Annotated in this window: 20 protein-coding genes; 12 read left to right on the top strand and 8 right to left on the bottom strand. The window is 66.7% G+C overall.

Features of this window, described 5'->3' with window-relative positions; translation table 11 throughout:
* Positions 1-68: 68 nt before the first annotated feature.
* On the top strand, positions 69-836 hold the full coding sequence (locus tag AC07NC_RS01250; protein WP_494568345.1) for an EAL domain-containing protein: 768 nt from the start codon (positions 69-71) through the stop codon (positions 834-836).
* Positions 837-1027: 191 nt separating this feature from the next.
* Here AC07NC_RS01250 and AC07NC_RS01245 read toward each other — a convergent pair whose 3' ends face one another.
* The 3 genes from AC07NC_RS01245 to queF are packed head-to-tail and all read right to left on the bottom strand — an operon-like array spanning position 1028 to position 2628.
* Positions 1028-1879 carry a DUF817 domain-containing protein gene (locus AC07NC_RS01245; RefSeq protein ID WP_494568344.1) on the bottom strand — a complete coding sequence of 284 codons (852 nt, stop codon included), beginning with the start codon at positions 1877-1879 and terminating at the stop codon, positions 1028-1030.
* 3 nt (positions 1880-1882) lie between these two features.
* Positions 1883-2155: a hypothetical protein gene (locus AC07NC_RS01240; protein ID WP_494568343.1), complete on the bottom strand. Its 273-nt coding sequence runs from the start codon at positions 2153-2155 to the stop codon at positions 1883-1885.
* A gap of 11 nt (positions 2156-2166) precedes the next feature.
* A complete protein-coding gene (gene queF / locus AC07NC_RS01235) occupies positions 2167-2628 on the bottom strand; it encodes a preQ(1) synthase (RefSeq protein WP_040349994.1) in 462 nt (153 codons plus the stop codon).
* A 545-nt stretch (positions 2629-3173) separates the two neighbouring features.
* Between queF and AC07NC_RS01230 the strand changes: the two genes are divergently transcribed.
* The 6 genes from AC07NC_RS01230 to AC07NC_RS01205 all read left to right on the top strand — a co-directional run bounded on the left by AC07NC_RS01230 (position 3174) and on the right by AC07NC_RS01205 (position 6259).
* On the top strand, positions 3174-4106 hold the full coding sequence (locus tag AC07NC_RS01230; RefSeq protein WP_035309673.1) for an NAD(P)H-dependent flavin oxidoreductase: 933 nt from the start codon (positions 3174-3176) through the stop codon (positions 4104-4106).
* A gap of 34 nt (positions 4107-4140) precedes the next feature.
* Positions 4141-4851, top strand: coding sequence for a TorF family putative porin (locus tag AC07NC_RS01225; RefSeq protein ID WP_494568342.1), 711 nt, complete (start codon positions 4141-4143; stop codon positions 4849-4851).
* 175 nt (positions 4852-5026) lie between these two features.
* Complete coding sequence (locus tag AC07NC_RS01220; protein WP_008260450.1) at positions 5027-5239, top strand: cold-shock protein; 213 nt, start codon at positions 5027-5029, stop codon at positions 5237-5239.
* Positions 5240-5275: 36 nt separating this feature from the next.
* Positions 5276-5449, top strand: a complete 174-nt coding sequence (locus AC07NC_RS01215) for a hypothetical protein (RefSeq protein WP_155988153.1) — start codon at positions 5276-5278, stop codon at positions 5447-5449.
* 25 nt (positions 5450-5474) lie between these two features.
* A complete protein-coding gene (locus AC07NC_RS01210) occupies positions 5475-5732 on the top strand; it encodes a hypothetical protein (protein WP_008260096.1) in 258 nt (85 codons plus the stop codon).
* Positions 5733-5788: 56 nt separating this feature from the next.
* On the top strand, positions 5789-6259 hold the full coding sequence (locus AC07NC_RS01205) for a thioesterase domain-containing protein (RefSeq protein WP_494568341.1): 471 nt from the start codon (positions 5789-5791) through the stop codon (positions 6257-6259).
* On the opposite strand, the gene AC07NC_RS01200 is transcribed toward AC07NC_RS01205, so the two are convergent.
* The gene (locus AC07NC_RS01200) at positions 6244-7407 is read right to left on the bottom strand and encodes a cystathionine gamma-synthase (RefSeq protein WP_494568340.1); all 1164 of its coding nucleotides are present in this window, start codon (positions 7405-7407) and stop codon (positions 6244-6246) included. The genes AC07NC_RS01205 and AC07NC_RS01200 overlap by 16 nt on opposite strands.
* A 4-nt stretch (positions 7408-7411) precedes the next feature.
* On the bottom strand, positions 7412-8812 hold the full coding sequence (locus AC07NC_RS01195; protein ID WP_494568339.1) for a pyridoxal-phosphate dependent enzyme: 1401 nt from the start codon (positions 8810-8812) through the stop codon (positions 7412-7414).
* A gap of 105 nt (positions 8813-8917) precedes the next feature.
* Between AC07NC_RS01195 and rnr the strand changes: the two genes are divergently transcribed.
* The 3 genes from rnr to AC07NC_RS01180 are packed head-to-tail and all read left to right on the top strand — an operon-like array spanning position 8918 to position 12353.
* Positions 8918-11233 carry a ribonuclease R gene (rnr, locus tag AC07NC_RS01190; RefSeq protein WP_494568338.1) on the top strand — a complete coding sequence of 772 codons (2316 nt, stop codon included), beginning with the start codon at positions 8918-8920 and terminating at the stop codon, positions 11231-11233.
* Positions 11230-11943, top strand: coding sequence for an NUDIX hydrolase (locus AC07NC_RS01185; protein ID WP_494568337.1), 714 nt, complete (start codon positions 11230-11232; stop codon positions 11941-11943). The genes rnr and AC07NC_RS01185 overlap by 4 nt, the downstream gene beginning before the upstream one ends.
* A gap of 2 nt (positions 11944-11945) precedes the next feature.
* Complete coding sequence (locus AC07NC_RS01180; protein WP_494568336.1) at positions 11946-12353, top strand: DUF5990 family protein; 408 nt, start codon at positions 11946-11948, stop codon at positions 12351-12353.
* A gap of 1 nt (position 12354) precedes the next feature.
* Here AC07NC_RS01180 and AC07NC_RS01175 read toward each other — a convergent pair whose 3' ends face one another.
* The gene (locus tag AC07NC_RS01175; RefSeq protein ID WP_494568335.1) at positions 12355-12921 is read right to left on the bottom strand and encodes a hypothetical protein; all 567 of its coding nucleotides are present in this window, start codon (positions 12919-12921) and stop codon (positions 12355-12357) included.
* A gap of 126 nt (positions 12922-13047) precedes the next feature.
* Here AC07NC_RS01175 and rpmG point away from each other — a divergent pair, with 126 nt between their 5' ends.
* Complete coding sequence (gene rpmG, locus AC07NC_RS01170) at positions 13048-13215, top strand: 50S ribosomal protein L33 (protein ID WP_008262536.1); 168 nt, start codon at positions 13048-13050, stop codon at positions 13213-13215.
* Between the two features lie 144 nt (positions 13216-13359).
* Here rpmG and AC07NC_RS01165 read toward each other — a convergent pair whose 3' ends face one another.
* The gene (locus tag AC07NC_RS01165) at positions 13360-14721 is read right to left on the bottom strand and encodes a PleD family two-component system response regulator (RefSeq protein WP_035309686.1); all 1362 of its coding nucleotides are present in this window, start codon (positions 14719-14721) and stop codon (positions 13360-13362) included.
* Positions 14718-15083: a response regulator gene (locus tag AC07NC_RS01160; protein ID WP_164952723.1), complete on the bottom strand. Its 366-nt coding sequence runs from the start codon at positions 15081-15083 to the stop codon at positions 14718-14720. The genes AC07NC_RS01165 and AC07NC_RS01160 overlap by 4 nt, the downstream gene beginning before the upstream one ends.
* 112 nt (positions 15084-15195) lie before the next feature.
* Between AC07NC_RS01160 and AC07NC_RS01155 the strand changes: the two genes are divergently transcribed.
* Entirely contained in the window at positions 15196-16458 is a 1263-nt protein-coding gene (locus AC07NC_RS01155; protein ID WP_494568380.1) for a DNA polymerase IV, read from the top strand.

Here is a 16458-nt window from a genome sequence, read left to right as displayed (position 1 = left end):
CGGAGCAGTGGGGATCTTTAATCCCTTGCGTCTAACATCGGCCGCCTAACTTGGAGACGAGCCGGCTGATGTCCTGTGCGGGTTGCAAAGACGGAACGGGTTTCGACCTGCCGATCACCATGGCGTTCCAGCCGATCGTCGATGTCTCGACCCAGACCGTCTTCGCCTATGAGGCCCTGGTGCGGGGCAAGGACGGCGCCGGCGCCGGCCAGGTCCTGGCCCAGATCTCGGCCGCCAACCGCTACGCCTTCGACCAGTTGTGCCGCACCACCGCCATCGAACTGGCGGCGGAGATCGACATGGCCGCCGAGGGCGCCAATCTGTCGATCAATTTCCTGCCCAATGCGGTCTATGAGCCGCGCGCCTGTATCCGCACCACGCTTGCGGCGGCGATGCGCACCGGCTTCCCGGTGAACCGGATCATCTTCGAGTTCACCGAGAGCGAGGCGATGGACGCCGATCACATCCTGAACATCCTGCGCTCCTATCGCGCCATGGGGTTCAAGACCGCCATCGACGACTTCGGCGCGGGCTATGCGGGCCTGGGCCTGCTGGCCCTGTTCCAGCCGGACATCGTCAAGCTGGACATGGCCCTGATCCGCAACATCGACACCGACCCGGTCAAGCGCACCATCGTGCGCAACACCCTGAACATGCTGCGGGACCTGGGCGTCGAGCCGGTCTGCGAAGGGGTCGAGACCCTGGCCGAACACGACGTCCTGCGCGACCTGGGCGTCAGCCTGATGCAGGGCTATCTGCTGGCCAAGCCGGCGGTCGAGACCCTGACGCCGGTCGCCTGGCCCCGCGCGACCCAGCCCTTCGGGCAAACCGCCTAACCCTCTCCTTTCGTCATCCTCCGGCAAGCCGCGCCTTCGCGGCGCAGACCGGGGGACCCAGCGGCGCGCGAGAGCGCGAACCTGTCGCGGGCACGGCTTCAACCACCTTGCGTCGGACGCATCGCCTTCGGCGCCGCTGGGTCCCCCGGTCTCGCTACACTCGCCGGAGGATGACGAAAGCATGGAAGCGCTTACGCCCCCTCCACTTCCGGCCGGTGCACCAACGACACCAGCACCACGGAAATGATCATCAGCAGGAACCAGGCCCCCAGCTTGCCCAGGGACACCATCTCCCACCCCGCCTCCTGCCCCGGATAGGACCAGGCCCGCGCGAAGGTGCCCAGGTTCTCGGCGAACCAGATGAACAGGGCCACCAGCCCGTATCCCAGCAGCAGCGGCATGGACCGCCTGCGCCGGTCCGCCGTGAAATAGAACCAGCCCCGCCCGAACAGCAGCACGGTCGCCGCGAACAGCGCGATCCGCACGTCCGGCAGCCAGTGATGGGCGAAGAAGTTGACGTAGATCGCCGCCGCCAACACCCAGGTCGCCCACAGCGGCGGATAGGCCCGCACCCGGATATGGAAAATCCGCTGCACCCGCGCGATATAGCTGCCGACCGCCGCATACATGAAGCCCGAGAACAGCGGCACGGCGCCGATGCGCAGCAGACTGTCCTCCGGATAGACCCACGACCCGTGCGCGGTCTTGAACAGCTCCATGATCGTGCCCGCCACATGGAACAGGAAGATCACCCGCGCTTCCTCCCAGCTCTCCAGCCGGAAGGCCAGCATGGCCGCCTGGATCACCACCGCCCCGACGGCCAGAAAATCATATCGCGAGATCGGCGCCGTATCCGGCCACCACAGGAAGGTGCCGACGATCAGCCCCAGCATCAGCCCCCCGAACAGACACGCCCACCCCTGTTTCAGCCCGAACCAGAGGAACTCATAGGCGTAACGGCGCGAGCGGGACGCGTCGGCCCAGGTCTCGGCCCGCGTGAGAAGACGTCGGCCCCAGGCTTCGAGGGGGAGGCGATGGTCCAAGATCTACTTCGCTTGAGCCAGCGAAAGAAACCTAAAGATGCGTCGAGCCTCGTGAGTGTCGCTATCCATATCAATCAAAGGGACTTTCCACCGGAACACTGCATATTCCTCGGCTTTCATCCCGGCCTCAATACGAGCCCAGAAATCCGGACCTGCTATGGAGAAGATTTCGCCAACCAGCTCTACTTGAACGGCACTATCGGAAGCAAAATCCTTCGAGGAAAGGTGAGTCTGATCAGACTGCATACTCGCTACGCGGGCAGAGAATTCATTCATGGAAGATGTCCTCACCCCCGCCCGCGATACGTCGGCACGCCCTGGTCCGGCAGCCACAGCCCCTCGGGCGCCACGCCCGTCTGCCAGAAGACGTCGATCGGAATCCCCCCGCGCGGATACCAATACCCCCCGATCCTCAGCCACTTCGGCGCCAGCAGGTCCGCCAGGCGCCGGCCGATGGCGACGGTGCAGTCCTCGTGGAAGGCGCCGTGGTTGCGGAAACTGGTCAGGTACAGTTTCAGGCTCTTGGACTCGACCAGCCAGTCGCCCGGCGCATAGTCGATGACGATATGGGCGAAGTCCGGTTGGCCCGTCACCGGGCACAGGCTGGTGAACTCGGGCGCCGTGAACCGGGCCAGATACAGTGTATCTGCATGCGGGTTCGGCACCCGCTCAAGCACGGCCGTCTCGGGGCTGGTCGGGGCGGCGGTCTGGGCGCCGAGCTGGCTGAGGTTGTCGGTGTAGTGGGTCATGCCGCGCATTTAGGCGTTTGCGGCGCGTAAGAAAATCCTCCCGGGCGAACCGCCCCATTCCAGACCCCATCCGCGTCCGGCCCCCTCCAGCGCGAAGACGCGGTCCCCCTCCCCCAAACGGGGAAAGACTACGAAGCCGACGACCGAAATCCTCCCCCATTGGGGGAGGGGGACCGCCGCGCCTCTTCGCGCGGTGGTGGAGGGGGCGCGCCGCGCACGAGGCTTGTGGCGTTCAACGCCCCTAGTTCCGCAGATTTTTTCTCAGCCTTTCAACGCCCTGACGTCAAAAAGCCCTGCTCAACCCGCCATGCCTTGAAATCCGGCTATAATCACCCCCATCGGATGGGAGGGCCGAAATTGGACTCATTAGACTCATTGGACTGTGTTTTCACCGTCCAGCTTCGCCGCCGATTTCAGACGATTCATACGATTCAGACTCTGTTTTTTCGTCGGCGAGTCTGAAATCCCGTCGCCCGAATTCTCCTCGATTGCCTTCCCCCGCGACAGCCCGCTAAGCGTAGCGAAACGAAACCCAGGAGACGCCCGTGGCCATTCCCGCTTCGCTTCAAAAAGGCCTGACCCTGCCGATCATCTCGGCGCCCATGTTCCTGGTCTCCGGCCCGGATCTGGTGGTCGAGGCCTGCAACGCCGGGATCATCGGCACCTTCCCGTCGCTGAACCAGCGCACGGCCGAGGGCTATCGCGACTGGATTCACGAGATCAAGGGCCGGCTGAAGCCCGGGGCCGCCGCCTTCGGCGTCAACCACATCGTCCACCCGACCAACCCCCGGCTGATGGCCGACATGACGGTGTCGGTCGAGGAGAAGGTGCCGCTGATCATCACCTCGCTGGGCGCCGTGCGCGACGTGGTGGATGCGGTCCACGGCTACGGCGGCGTGGTCTTCCACGACATCGCCAACATCCGCCATGCGCGCAAGGCGGCCGAGGCGGGCGTCGACGGTCTGATCCTGGTCGCCAACGGCGCCGGCGGCCACGCCGGGATCATCAACCCCTTCGCCCTGGTCAACGAGGTGCGCAGCTTCTTCGACGGAACCATCATCCTGTCCGGCGCGATTTCGACCGGTCAGGACGTGGCGGCGGCCCTGATGCTGGGCGCCGACTTCGCCTATATGGGCACCCGGTTCATCAACACGACCGAGGCCATGGCGGCCGACGCCTACAAGCAGATGATCATCGACAGCGGCTCGACCGACATCGTCCACACCCCGGCCGTCTCGGGCATCCCGGCCAACTTCATGTCCAAGTCGCTGATCGAGAACGGGATCGACCCCAAACACCTGCCCGAGCACAAGCTGGACATGGGCGACGAGGCCAAGGCCTGGAAGACGGTCTGGTCCGCAGGCCAGGGCGCGGGCGCCATCCACGACGTCCTGCCGACCGCCGAACTGGTCGGCCGCCTGCGACAAGAGTTCGCTCAGGCCACGGAACAGTTTTCAGCCAGGACCGCAAACCTGTAAGGCTCCTTCGCGCATCCCGCGCGTTGGAGCCCGCATGATCCGAATCCCCTCGCTCGTTCCCTCCGCCCTGCTGGGTTCCCTGCTGGTCCTGACCGCCGTCGTTCCCGCCCAGGCCCAGACGTCTCCCGGCCGCGGCGTCTGGGGCTTCGAGGTCGAGGCGGGGACGGACAACCGCTCCAAGGCCGCCTCCAAGTCGGGCAACGACGCCTATGTCTCCGCCTACGCCGCCTGGGAAAGCGACGACGGCCGGATCTATGTCTCCCCCGGCTTCCAGACCATCCAGGCGGGCGGCTCGAACATCGAGACCGACTGGATCGTCGGCTACCGGCCCGAGGCCTTCGGCTACGCCTTCGACCTCAACCTCGCCTACAAGCGCCGCCTGGATGTCGATCCCGGCTATGACACCGACGGCCTGGAGCTGAGCGCCGAGGTCAGCCGCGCCGTCGGTCCCGCCCAGGCGGCCCTGCTGGTCCAGTACGCCCCCGACGCCCCCGGCCTGACCCGTTCCTACGTCTGGGTCGAGGCCGAACTGGGCTGGTCCTTCTCGCCCCGCCTCGACGGCTCGGCCGCCATCGGCCGACGCGAACAGGACGGCGGCCCCGACTACACCGGCTGGAACGCGGGCATGACCTACGCCCTGACCGACGCCCTCGCCCTCGACCTGCGCTACTACGACACCGACGCCGCCGCGTTGGACGAGCAGTACGAGGACGCCGTCGTCGCCCGGCTCGCCTACGCCTTCTGACGCCCTGCCCTTGCGCCCCGGGCCAAGGCCGCCCATATGGGGAGGGTCGATCTCTCTGCGTAACGCCGCTGCTCCCTTTGCATCACGCACCGAGGTCCAAACGCCGATCCCATTCAGACCCGACAGGCCGACCAGGGATCCCTCCCTGCGGTCAACGCCAGACGGAGGTCTCCAAATGGCTACCGGCACTGTTAAATGGTACAACCCCACCAAAGGCTACGGCTTTATCGCTCCCGATGACGGCGGCAAGGACGTCTTCGTCCACGCCTCGGCCGTCGAAACCTCGAGCGTCGGCTCGCTGAACGAAGGCCAGAAAATCTCCTACGAGATCGAGCGCGACTCGCGCTCCGGCAAGGAATCCGCTGGTCGCCTTACGGCGGCTGAGTAGGACACGCTTCGGAACACCATCGCCTTCGACGGCGAGGTGACCAAGCTCCTGCCTCTGGGCGGCCGCAAGGTCCGCCTGGACAACGGCCACGTCGTTACGGTCCTGCCCACGCTCGGTTCGCCTCAGGGCGTCTCCGGGCTGGGCGATCCGGTCGTGGTCGAGATCGCCTTCAATCAGCTGAAGGGCTGGCGCCTCGCGCGCCGGCCCTGACGCCTATTCCGTACAGGACGCCCGCATGACCCCGCTCGCCGACATGATCCCCTCGATGACCGACGCCGATCTGGTGACTCTGCGCGCCAACGCCGCCCGTCTGGTCGAACACGGCGCCTCGACCCAGGTCATGGCCGCCAGCGACATCCTGCCGGTCATCGACGCCGAAGTCGCGCGCCGCGCCGCCCTGCCCAAGGCCGCCAAGGCCCCGGTCAAGCGCGCCGCCCCCAAGAAGAAGCTGCCCCCCGTCACCGGCCACCAGACGGCTCTGCCGTCCAGCTGAGGCTGACGATGACACCAGGCTGGCTGGGCGTGCTGCAAGGTTGCTAAAAGGCGTCCATGACGCCTGACGCCCTCCAGTCCTATCTCCACGACCACATCCCGCTCTCCCGCGCGATGCAGGTCAGTGTCGAGGCCATCACACCGAACACCCTGACGCTTCAGGCGCCTCTCGCGCCCAATATCAATCACCGCGACACGGTGTTTGGTGGAAGCGCCTCAGCCCTGGCCATTCTCTCCGCCTGGTCGCTCGTGCACACCCGGCTGACAGCCGAAGGGCTGAAGGCGCGACTGGTGATCCAGTCCAACACCGTCCACTATGACCGAGCCATCGCGGGGACATTCCAGTCCACCGCCACATTGTCCGATCCCGCCGGCTGGCCGCGCTTCGTCGCCCTGTTCAATCGGCGCGGCAAGGCGCGTGTCACAGTCGTTGCGACCTTGACCGAGGATGGTCAGGCCGCAGGACGGTTCGAAGGCAGCTTCGTCGCCCTGAGCATGAGCGACGCCCAGGATCACCCCAGGGCCTGATCCAGATCCGCGATCAGGTCCTCGACGTTCTCGACCCCGACCGACAGCCGGATCAGGCTGTCGGTGACGCCGCCCTTCTCGCGGATATCCTTGGGCACGCTGGCGTGGGTCATGATGGCCGGGTGGTTCACCAGGCTCTCGACCCCGCCCAGCGACTCCGCCAGCGTAAAGACCTGGACCCGTTCCAGCACCCGCTTGGTCCGCTCCAGGTCGCCTTCCAGCACCACCGTCACCATGCCGCCGAATCCCCCGTGCATCTGGCGCGCGGCCAGTTCGTGCTGCGGATGGGCGATCAGGCCGGGATAGATGACCTTGGCCACGCCCGCGCGCGTCTCCAGCCACCGCGCCACGGTCAGGGCGTTCTCGCAGTGCGCCTTCATCCGCAGCGCCAGGGTCTTCAGCCCCCGGTTGGCCAGGAAGGCGTCGAATGGCCCCATGATCCCGCCGACCGAGTTCTGCAGGAACTTGATCCGCGTCGCTAGGTCGGGATCCGCCGTCACCAGCACCCCGCCGATGATGTCCGAATGGCCGTTCAGATATTTGGTCGCCGAGTGCATCACCACATCCGCCCCCAGGCTCAGCGGCTGCTGGCAGAAGGGGGTGGCGAAGGTATTGTCCACGATCAGCAGCAGGCCGTGCGCCTTGGCCACCTTCGACAGGGCGGCGATGTCGGCCAGTTTCATCAGCGGGTTGGTCGGGGTCTCGACCCACAGCATCCTGGTCTTGGGCGTGATGGCCGCCTCGACCGCGGCGATGTCGCTCAGGTCCACATAGGCGAAGTCCAGCCCCATGGTCCGCCGACGCACCCGCTCGAACAGCCGCCACGAGCCGCCGTACAGGTCGTCGCCAGTGACCACGTGGTCGCCCGCGTCCAGCAGCTCCAGCGCCGTCGAGGTCGCCGCCATGCCGGAGCCGAAGCCGAACCCATGCGTCCCGCCCTCCAGGTCCGCGATACAGGCCTCGAACGCCTCCCGCGTCGGATTCTTGCCCCGCGCATACTCGTAACCCTTGTTCACGCCCGGGCTTTCCTGGGCATAGGTCGAGGTGGCGTAGATCGGCGTCATCACCGCCCCGGTCGTCGGGTCGGGATGCTGCCCGGCATGGATGGCGCGGGTCGAGAAACCCTGGCTGTTCTTCGTATCGGCCATGGGATTACCGGTTCAGGCTGAGGTGGTTGATCAGGTCGGTGCGGGTGATCAGACCCACGAAACGCTCGCCGTCCAGCACGATGGCCACCCGGTCGCGGTCGAAGACGGGGATCAGGGCGTCCAGCGGCTCCTTGACCTGAAGCGTGTCCAAGTCGCGCGTCATGGCCGAGGCCACCGGCTTGGCGAACCGCTCCTTGCGGGTGATCTCGTCGGTGTTCATCACGTGGATCAGGTCGCTCTCGTCCAGGATGCCGACCAGGCGGCCGTCCTCAATGATCGGCAATTGAGACACGTCGGCGCCCTTCATCCGCTTGAAGGCCGTGTCCAGGGTGTCGCCCGGGCCGGCGACGACCACGTCGCCCTTCTCGTATTTGCGGTTGATCAGGTCCGACAGGTCGCCGTGCAGCTCGCGCTCGCCCAGACCCTGATCCGCCAGCCAGGCGTCGTTGTAGACCTTGGACAGATACTTGGCCCCGGTGTCGCAGACGAAGGTGACGCAGGTCTTGGCTTCGGTCTGCTCGCGGCACCAGCGCAGGGCCGTGGCGATCAGCGTCCCCGAGGACGACCCCGCCAGAATGCCTTCCTTCAGCAGAAGCTCGCGCGCCGTGGCGATCGCCTCCGCGTCCGGGATCGAATAGGCCTTGTCGATCAGGCTCATGTCCGCTGTATCGGGCACGAAGTTCTGACCGATTCCCTCGACGGTATAGCTGCCGTCCGGCCCCGGCACGCCCTCATTGACGATGCCGGCCAGGGTCGATCCGACCGGATCGGCCAGGACGATCTGGGCCCTGGAGCCCACGCTCTTCAGATAGCGCGCCACGCCGGTGATCGTCCCGCCCGAGCCGATGCCGGCGACGAAGGCGTCCATGTCGCCGCCCGTCTGCTCCCAGATCTCCGGCCCCGTCGTCTTCACATGGGCGTCGGCGTTCGACTGGTTGGCGAACTGGTTGACGTAATAGGCGCCGGGAATGGCCTGGGACAGGCGCTCGGCCATGTCGGTGTAATACTCCGGGTGCCCGTGCGGAACGTCCGACCGCGTCAGGCGAACATCGGCGCCCATGGCCCGCAGATGCTGGATCTTTTCCTTCGACATCTTGTCCGGGATGACCAGCAGCACCTTATAACCCCGCGCCCGGCCGACCAGAGTCAGGGCCAGGCCCGTATTGCCCGCCGTCGCCTCGACGATCGTGCCCCCTTCCTTCAACCAGCCTTCCTTCTCAGCCGCATCCAGCATCTCGACTGCAATCCGATCCTTGATCGAACCGCCGGGGTTCTGGGACTCCAGTTTCAGCAGCAGCCGGCACTTGCCGGTGTCCATCTTCGTCACCTCCACCATCGGCGTCTTGCCGATCAGATCCAGCGGCGACTTCACGGTCGCGCTCAGGGCGGGGGCGGAAAGGGACATCGAAGACTCCGGTTCAGGACGCAGCGAGGCTGAGGCCTCACATTCACATGGTCAACTCACGCAAGATTTGACCCAAGGGCGCGGTTCCGCGCTACGAAAGACGCAATGACCAATTCATCCAAGAGGCCGCCCGCCGGCCTTCCCGACAAAGACACCCTCCTCGCCTTCCTGCGCGAGGCCGGATCGGCCGAGAAAACCGATATCGCGCGCCACTTCGGCCTGAAGGGCGGCGACCGCCGCGCCCTGCGCGAAATGATCCGCGAACTCGAAGAAGAAGGAAAACTGGGCAAGCGCGGCCGCAAGGGCTTTTCCGAAGCCGGCGCCCTGCCCCCCGTCGGCGTCGCCGATGTGATCGAGCGCGACGGCGACGGCGAACTGTATGTCCGCCTGGTCGAGGCCAGCGCCGACGCGCCCCGCGCCATACTGATGCCCGACAAGGGCAAGCCCGGCCCCGCGCCTGGCCTGGGCGACCGCCTGCTGGTCAAGTTCCAGCGCGGCGACGACGGCTGGGAGGCCCGGCTGATCAAGAAGCTGGACGTGGGGACCAACCGCGTCCTGGGCGTCATCCGCAAGTCGGCGCGCGAGACCCGCGTCGAGCCGGTCGACCGCCGCTCCAAGGACGTGCTGCTGGTGCCCCAGGCCCAGTCCGGCGATTTGCGCGACGGCGACCTGGTCCTGGCCGCCATCGAAAAGGGCGAGCAGCGCTTCGGTCCCAAGCGCGGCAAGATCCTGGAACATATCGGCAAGGAGGACGACCCCCGCGCCGCCTCCCTGATCGCCATCTACGCCCATGGCGTCCCAACCGGCTTCTCCGAGGCCGTCGAGCGTGAGGCCGAGGATCAGGCCCTGCCGACGCTGAAGGGCCGCGAGGACCTGCGCGAGGTCCCCTTCATCACCATCGACCCCGCCGATGCGCGTGACCACGACGACGCCGTCTACGCCGCCCGCGACGAGGATCCCAAGAACCCGAACGGCTGGATCGTCTGGGTCGCTATCGCCGACGTCGCCGCCTATGTCCGTCCCGGAACCCATCTGGACCGCGAGGCGCGGGACAAAGGCAACTCGACCTACTTCCCCGACCGCGTCGAGCCGATGCTGCCCGAGGTGCTGTCGAACGGCCTGTGCAGCCTGAAGGAAGGCGAAAACCGCGCCTGCCTGGCGGTACGGATGGTGTTCGACAAGGACGGCCGAAAGACCGGCCACAAGTTCGTGCGCGGCCTGATGCGGTCGCACGCCAAGCTCAGCTACGAACAGGCTCAGTCCGCCATAGACGGCCAGACCGACGACGCCACCGGCCCGATCATGGAGGCCATCCTCTATCCACTGTGGAACGCCTATCACGCCATGCTGAAGGGCCGGCTGAAGCGCAGCCCGCTGCAGATCGAATCGGCCGAACGCCGCATCCGCATGGCGCCCGACGGCGGCATCGCCTCCATCGAGAAGCGCGCGTCGCTGGAGGCGCACCGGCTGATCGAGGAGATGATGATCCAGGCCAACGTCTGCGCCGCCGAGACCCTGGAGCAGAAGAAGACGCCTCTGATCTATCGCGTCCACGACGCGCCCAGCCAAGAGAAGATCTTTAACCTGGCCGACTTCCTCTCGACCATCGGCAAGCCGTGGAACAAGGGCGAGCCGGGCACGACCAAACGGTTCAACAAGCTGTTGGACGAGACGCGCGACGGCGAATACGCCGATGTCGTCAACGAAGTGGTTCTGCGCACCCAGATGCAGGCCATCTATTCGCCGGACAATGTCGGCCACTTCGGCCTGAACCTGGATCGCTACGCCCACTTCACCTCGCCGATCCGGCGCTATTCCGACCTGATCGTCCACCGCGGCCTGATCCGGGCGCTGGGTTTCGGCAAGGACGGGCTGACGGATCGCGAGATCGCCGAACTGCCCGCCATCGCCGAGGGCGTGACCATGACCGAGCGCCGGTCCATGGCGGCCGAGCGCGACGCCATGGATCGCTATATCGCGGCCTTCCTGGAGGACCGCGTCGGGGCCACCTTCACCGGTCGGATCACCGGCGTCACCCGCTTCGGCCTGTTCATCCGGCTGGACGAGACGGGCGCCGACGGCCTGGTCCCCGTCTCGACCCTGGGCAGCGAATATTTCGCCCACGACGACCGCGCCCACGCCCTGGTCGGCGAACGCACCGGCAAGCGGTTCACCCTGGGCCGCAAGGTCGAGGTCAAGCTGATGGAGGCCACCCCCGTCACCGGCGGCCTGGTGTTCGAAATGCTCAGCGAGCCCGAGGCCCGCGATCCCAACGCCCCGGCCCCGCGCTATGGCGTCCGGGGACGCGGCGGCGACGGCCCGCCGATGCGCGGAAAGGGCCGGCCGGGCGGTCCCAAACCTCGCAACGGCTCCAAGCCGGCGGGCGGACTGAAGGGCGTCAGGAAGGGCAAGCGGAGGTGACCCCCTTCGACGCCGCACAGGACCTGACCGACGCCCCGCGCATCGGCGGCGCCCAGCGGCCCAAGGACGCGGCGACCCTGATCCTGACGCGGGGCGGGTCGCGGCCCGAGGTGCTGATGGGAAGACGGGCGCCAGGGCATGTCTTCATGGCGTCGAAGTGGGTGTTTCCCGGCGGACGGATCGACCGGGCGGATTTCACCGCCGCCTCAACGAGTGATCTGACTTCCGATGTCGCGCGGCGGCTGGAGGCCGAGGTTCCCGCCCGCCGCGCTCGCGCCCTGGCGCTGACGGCCGTGCGGGAGACGTTCGAGGAGACCGGCTTGATCCTGGGCCGCCCCGCGCCGCCCGCCAACACAGCCGGGCCTTGGCGCGAGTATCGACAGGCGGGCGCCCTGCCCGACCTGTCGGTCCTGTCCTACATCGCCCGCGCCGTCACGCCGCCCGGCCGCACACGCCGGTTCGACGCCCGTTTCTTCATGGCGCCGTCCGAGGCGCTTATGACGCCGGAACCCACCGCCGGATCGGGCGAACTGGACGAGATCGCCTGGCTGCCGCTGGAAGACGCCCGCGCCCTGGACCTGCCCGCCATCACCCGCTTCGTGCTGGGCGAACTGGCCGAGCGCCTGGCCCAGGACCGCGCCAATCCTGACCGCCCCCTGCCCTTCGTCCGCATGGTGCGTGGCCGCCACGTCGTCGATCACAGGGACTGACCATGCCCAACGCCATCACCCTGCGCCTGACCACAGCCGACCCGGTCCCAGGCGTCGCCTACGGCCTGCAGGACAAGGCCAATGCGCCGGTCGATGCCCGTATCGCTGACGATGGTCCGATCAGTTTCGACGTCCCCGTCACCCTGTCCGACGACGGGCGGCTGACCGGCCCCTTCGTGCGACGCGAAGGACCGTCGCGACGTTTCGTCTATATCGCCATCGGCACGTCGGCCGGACAGCACAGCGAATGGAGCCGGCGCGCCAAGATCGACGTCCACGACATTCCCGCCGACCTTCTGGCCCTGGCGCGCGACGGGCGCGTGCTGGAAGCCATTCTGCCCGGCCGCGCCCGCGACGGCGGCCCGGCTTGCGCCACCGTGCGGCCGCTCCAGCCCTGGCGCGCCGTCTGACCTATTCGGCGACCGGCTTCGTCAGGTCGAACTCGACGCGGAAGTGCCGGTTCGGCCGGCGCAGCTCGTAGGCGAACATCCGGTCGGGATGGACCTCCATCGCCCAGACATTGGTGGTCGAGACCGCCGCATCATTGGCGTTGAACAGGGCGATCGATTCGGCGTCGACCGGGAATTCCTGCCGCTCGGCCGTGCCGAGGTTCGCCGTATCGCCGCCGTACCAGTGCAGCACGTCAGTCGTGCCGTCCTCGTGCCGGTGATCATGCTTCAACCGCAGACCGGCGGCCGTCTTCGTCACCACCCATGTCCGCGACCGATCCTCGCCCACGGCGAAGGGAATACGGACCTCGTCCGCCGAACAGTCGCGGACATGCATGATCAACCGTTGGCTGGCGAAGGCGGCGTCGGCCGCGTCGGTCGTGACGACCCGTCCTTCGAATCTCTGGCCGCAGAGGGCGGTGAGCCGCGCCAGGAAGGCGTCCTGCTCCGGCGTGGAAAAGGCGTTCGCAGCGCCTGCGAAAGGCGCGGAAACAACGGCCAGGGCGGCGATGAAGGATGCGATTTTCATGCGACGACATTATATGTGCGCCGCGCCGCATCAACGTGGCATCGCGCCCGTTGACTTTGGGGCGCGGCTGAGTATGTTCCGCGCCTCTTATTTTAAGCGGCTTTCGCCGTCGCAGAGGTAATTCCGATGGCCAAACCGGCTTCCATCAAGATCCGCCTGAACTCCACGGCCGACACCGGCTTCTTCTACGTCACCAAGAAGAACGCCCGCACCATGACCGAAAAAATGGTCGTCAAGAAGTACGACCCGGTCGTGCGCAAGCACGTCGACTTCAAGGAAGGCAAGATCAAGTAAGGGCTTAAGGCCCGGCGACCCTCCCACGCTCCGAGGGCGCCTTGATCTGAGACTGAAAATGAAACGCCCGGCGGATCATCCGCCGGGCGTTTTCAGTTGCTTGTGGTTCTTCTCGACATCGTCTGACAACGGAGACAAGCGACGTCAGGCCGCCTTGGCGATGACCTTGTTCCGGCCGCCCGCCTTGGCCTCGTACACGCCTTCGTCGGCGCGTTTCAGCAGGGCTTCGGGCGTATCGCCGGCGCCGGTCGTGGCGGCGACCCCGATCGAGATGGTGATGGTCAGCAGTTCCTTGCCGCCCATGACCCGGAAGGGCGCGGAGGCGATGTCCCGGCGAATCCGTTCCGCAACGATCCGCGCGTCTTCCAGACTGGCGCCCGGCATGACCACCACGAATTCTTCGCCGCCCATCCGGCACGGCACGTCCACCGCGCGGACATTGGTGGCCAGTCGCACGGCGAACTCGGCCAGAACCTCGTCGCCGGCGTCATGACCGAAGCCGTCGTTGACGGATTTGAAGTGGTCGATGTCCAGCACCAGCACCGCCACCGTCGCGCCCCCATGCGCGGCCCGCCCGACCAGGGCCTGCAACTGCCCGGTCATGTAGCGACGGTTATGCAGACCGGTCAGGGCGTCGGTGACGGCCATCTCCAGGCTGCTGTCCAGTTTCTGACGCAGGAAATCGGTGTAGCGTTTGCGGCGAATCTGGGTTCGCGCACGCGCCGAAAGCTCCTCGGGATCGATCGGGCGCGGCAGGATGTCGGTGGCGCCCAGTTCCAGCGCCTTGACCATGCGCGGCCGTTCCTTCGGCTCGACAATGGCCAGGATCGGAGCGCGACGCGCATCGCCCGACTTGGCCAGGGCCACGACCCGCAGCCCGTCGAAGCTTTCGGCGGAGACATTGACGATGATCAGGTCCAGCGGCCCCTTGGCGGTCGCCAGGGCGGCCTCCGGATCGGACTCTATGGAGACGCGGTGCTCGCGTCCCAGTTCGGCGGCGATCGTCTGGGCCTGGCTCGCATCGTCGTCGATGATCAGGACCCGGCCGCCCTCGCTGCGCAACCGCGCGGCCCCCTCGCCGTCCACGCCCATGCGCCGGCTGCTTTCCTCGCGCTCGCGCAGTTCGTCCATCACCTGTTTCAGGCGCGTCAGCGACTTGACGCGCGCGAACAGGACCACGTCGTCGATCGGCTTGGTCAGGAAGTCGTCGGCCCCCGCCTCAAGCCCTCGGATTCGATCCTCGCGTCCGTCCAGCGCCGTCACCAGCACCACCGGTATGTGCCGCGTCTCCGCCCGCGCCTTCAGCCGCCGACAGGTCTCGAACCCGTCCATGCCGGGCATCATCACATCCAGCAGGATCATGTCCGGCTGATGCTCCGTCGCCAGATCCAGCGCGGTCGCCCCGTCGTTGCAGGTCAGGACGTCGTAATATTCGATGGTGAGCTTGGCCTCGAGCAGACGGACGTTCACGTCCACGTCGTCGACCACCAGAATCCGCGCGCTCATCCCAGATGCTGCCGGATGGTTTCGAGGAAATGCATGACGGAGATCGGCTTGGAGATATAGGCCTCGCACCCGCCCTGGCGGATGCGTTCCTCGTCGCCCTTCATCGCGAAGGCCGTAACGGCGATCACCGGGATATGGTTCAGCTCCTCGTCGTCCTTCAGCCATTTGGTGACTTCGAGACCGGAGATTTCAGGCAGCTGAATATCCATCAGGATCAGGTCCGGATGATGCGCGCGCGCGAGAGCCAGAGCCTGCAGTCCCTCACGGGTCTGCAGGGTCTCGTAGCCCTGGGAATCGAGCAGATCATGAAAAAGCTTCATGTTCAGCTCGTTATCCTCGACGATGAGGACTTTCTTGGACATCATCACCTGACCTGCGGGGCCCCTCACAACGGGGCGCCTCGTGCGGTGGAATAGTGGGCGCCCAGTCTTAAGTTGGGGTGAAGCCAAGGTTACGGAGACCTTAAGCGTGGCCATGAAGGCCGTCTGCCGCGACTGCCTGTGGACCGGCGCCGACCCCGCCGGACCGCCGGACCGACGCTGCCCGTCGTGCGGCTCCCGTCGCCTCGTCGCCGATCCGGAACTGGACCAGTTGTCCATCGCCCACATGGACTGCGACGCCTTCTACGCCTCGGTGGAGAAGCGCGATCGGCCCGAACTGCGCGACAAGCCGGTCATCGTCGGCGGGGGCAAGCGCGGCGTTGTCTCCACCGCCTGCTATGTCGCGCGCCAGTACGGCGTCGGCAGTGCCATGCCCATGTTCAAGGCGCTGAAGGCCTGTCCAGAGGCCGTGGTGATCAAGCCGAACTTCGCAAAATATGTCTTTGAGTCGGAACGCATCCTCGGCGCCCTGGGCCGGCTGACGCCCCTGATCCAGCCGCTGTCGCTGGACGAGGCCTGGGTGGACCTTTCGGGGACCGAGCGGCTGAACGGCGGCCCGCCCGCCTTCCAGCTGATTCGCTTCCAGAAACAGATCGAGGAAGAAACCGGCCTGACGGTCTCCATCGGCCTGGCCCCCAACCGCTTCCTGGCGAAGATGGCGTCGGAGATGGACAAGCCGCGGGGCTTTTCCGTCGTCGGCGCCGCCAACGCCCAGGCTCTTCTGGCGCCGCGCCCCGTCACCGCCCTGCCCGGCGTCGGCCCGGTGTTCGGCAAGGCGCTGCGCAGCGACGGCTACGCCACCATCGGCGACCTGGCGAAGGCGGACCTCCGTGACCTGGTCAAGCGCTACGGCGAATCGGGCCTGCGCCTGCATGACCTGGCCCACGCCCGCGACGCCAGAGCGGTGAACCCCGAGCGCGACCGCAAGGGCATGAGCGCCGAAACGACCTTCAACGAAGACCTGAGCTCTCAGGAGGCGCTGGAGGCCGAGCTCTGGCCCCTGTGCGAGAAACTGGCGTCCAAGGCCCGGCGCGACGGCGTCGCCAGCCGCGTTCTGGTGCTGAAACTGCGGCGCAGCGATTTCAAGATCATCACCCGCCGCGTCAGCCTGGCCGACCCGATCCAGACCGCCCGCGCCCTGTTCGCCGCCGGCCGCGACCTGCTGAAGCCGGAACTGGGTCCGCCCTACCGGCTGATCGGCATCGGCATGGCCGACATCCAGGACGCCGACGACGCCCCCGCCGGCCTGTTCCAGACCCCCGAGACCCGCGCCCTGAAAACCGAACGCGCCATCGACGCCCTGCGCGAAAAATTCGGCAAGGACGCCGTGGTGGCGGGGCGGGCGCTGAAGCCCTAG

The organism is Brevundimonas sp. GW821-FHT10A07 (assembly GCF_059415785.1).
The sequence above is the reverse complement of the archived record's forward strand: the minus strand, read 5'-3'. Positions and strand labels throughout refer to the sequence as shown.

Bases quoted from the DNA above. Each gene is read 5' to 3' on its own strand.
- AC07NC_RS01195 (WP_494568339.1), bottom strand. From the start codon at position 8,812: ATGTCCCTTTCCGCCCCCGCCCTGAGCGCGACCGTGAAGTCGCCGCTG.
- AC07NC_RS01220 (WP_008260450.1), top strand. From the start codon at position 5,027: ATGGCTACCGGCACTGTTAAATGGTACAACCCCACCAAAGGCTACGGC.
- AC07NC_RS01240 (WP_494568343.1), bottom strand. From the start codon at position 2,155: ATGAATGAATTCTCTGCCCGCGTAGCGAGTATGCAGTCTGATCAGACT.
- AC07NC_RS01250 (WP_494568345.1), top strand. From the start codon at position 69: ATGTCCTGTGCGGGTTGCAAAGACGGAACGGGTTTCGACCTGCCGATC.
- AC07NC_RS01165 (WP_035309686.1), bottom strand. From the start codon at position 14,721: ATGAGCGCGCGGATTCTGGTGGTCGACGACGTGGACGTGAACGTCCGT.
- AC07NC_RS01205 (WP_494568341.1), top strand. From the start codon at position 5,789: ATGACGCCTGACGCCCTCCAGTCCTATCTCCACGACCACATCCCGCTC.
- AC07NC_RS01180 (WP_494568336.1), top strand. From the start codon at position 11,946: ATGCCCAACGCCATCACCCTGCGCCTGACCACAGCCGACCCGGTCCCA.
- AC07NC_RS01200 (WP_494568340.1), bottom strand. From the start codon at position 7,407: ATGGCCGATACGAAGAACAGCCAGGGTTTCTCGACCCGCGCCATCCAT.
- AC07NC_RS01225 (WP_494568342.1), top strand. From the start codon at position 4,141: ATGATCCGAATCCCCTCGCTCGTTCCCTCCGCCCTGCTGGGTTCCCTG.
- AC07NC_RS01160 (WP_164952723.1), bottom strand. From the start codon at position 15,083: ATGTCCAAGAAAGTCCTCATCGTCGAGGATAACGAGCTGAACATGAAG.
- AC07NC_RS01155 (WP_494568380.1), top strand. From the start codon at position 15,196: ATGAAGGCCGTCTGCCGCGACTGCCTGTGGACCGGCGCCGACCCCGCC.
- AC07NC_RS01175 (WP_494568335.1), bottom strand. From the start codon at position 12,921: ATGAAAATCGCATCCTTCATCGCCGCCCTGGCCGTTGTTTCCGCGCCT.
- rnr (WP_494568338.1), top strand. From the start codon at position 8,918: ATGACCAATTCATCCAAGAGGCCGCCCGCCGGCCTTCCCGACAAAGAC.
- rpmG (WP_008262536.1), top strand. From the start codon at position 13,048: ATGGCCAAACCGGCTTCCATCAAGATCCGCCTGAACTCCACGGCCGAC.
- queF (WP_040349994.1), bottom strand. From the start codon at position 2,628: ATGACCCACTACACCGACAACCTCAGCCAGCTCGGCGCCCAGACCGCC.
- AC07NC_RS01210 (WP_008260096.1), top strand. From the start codon at position 5,475: ATGACCCCGCTCGCCGACATGATCCCCTCGATGACCGACGCCGATCTG.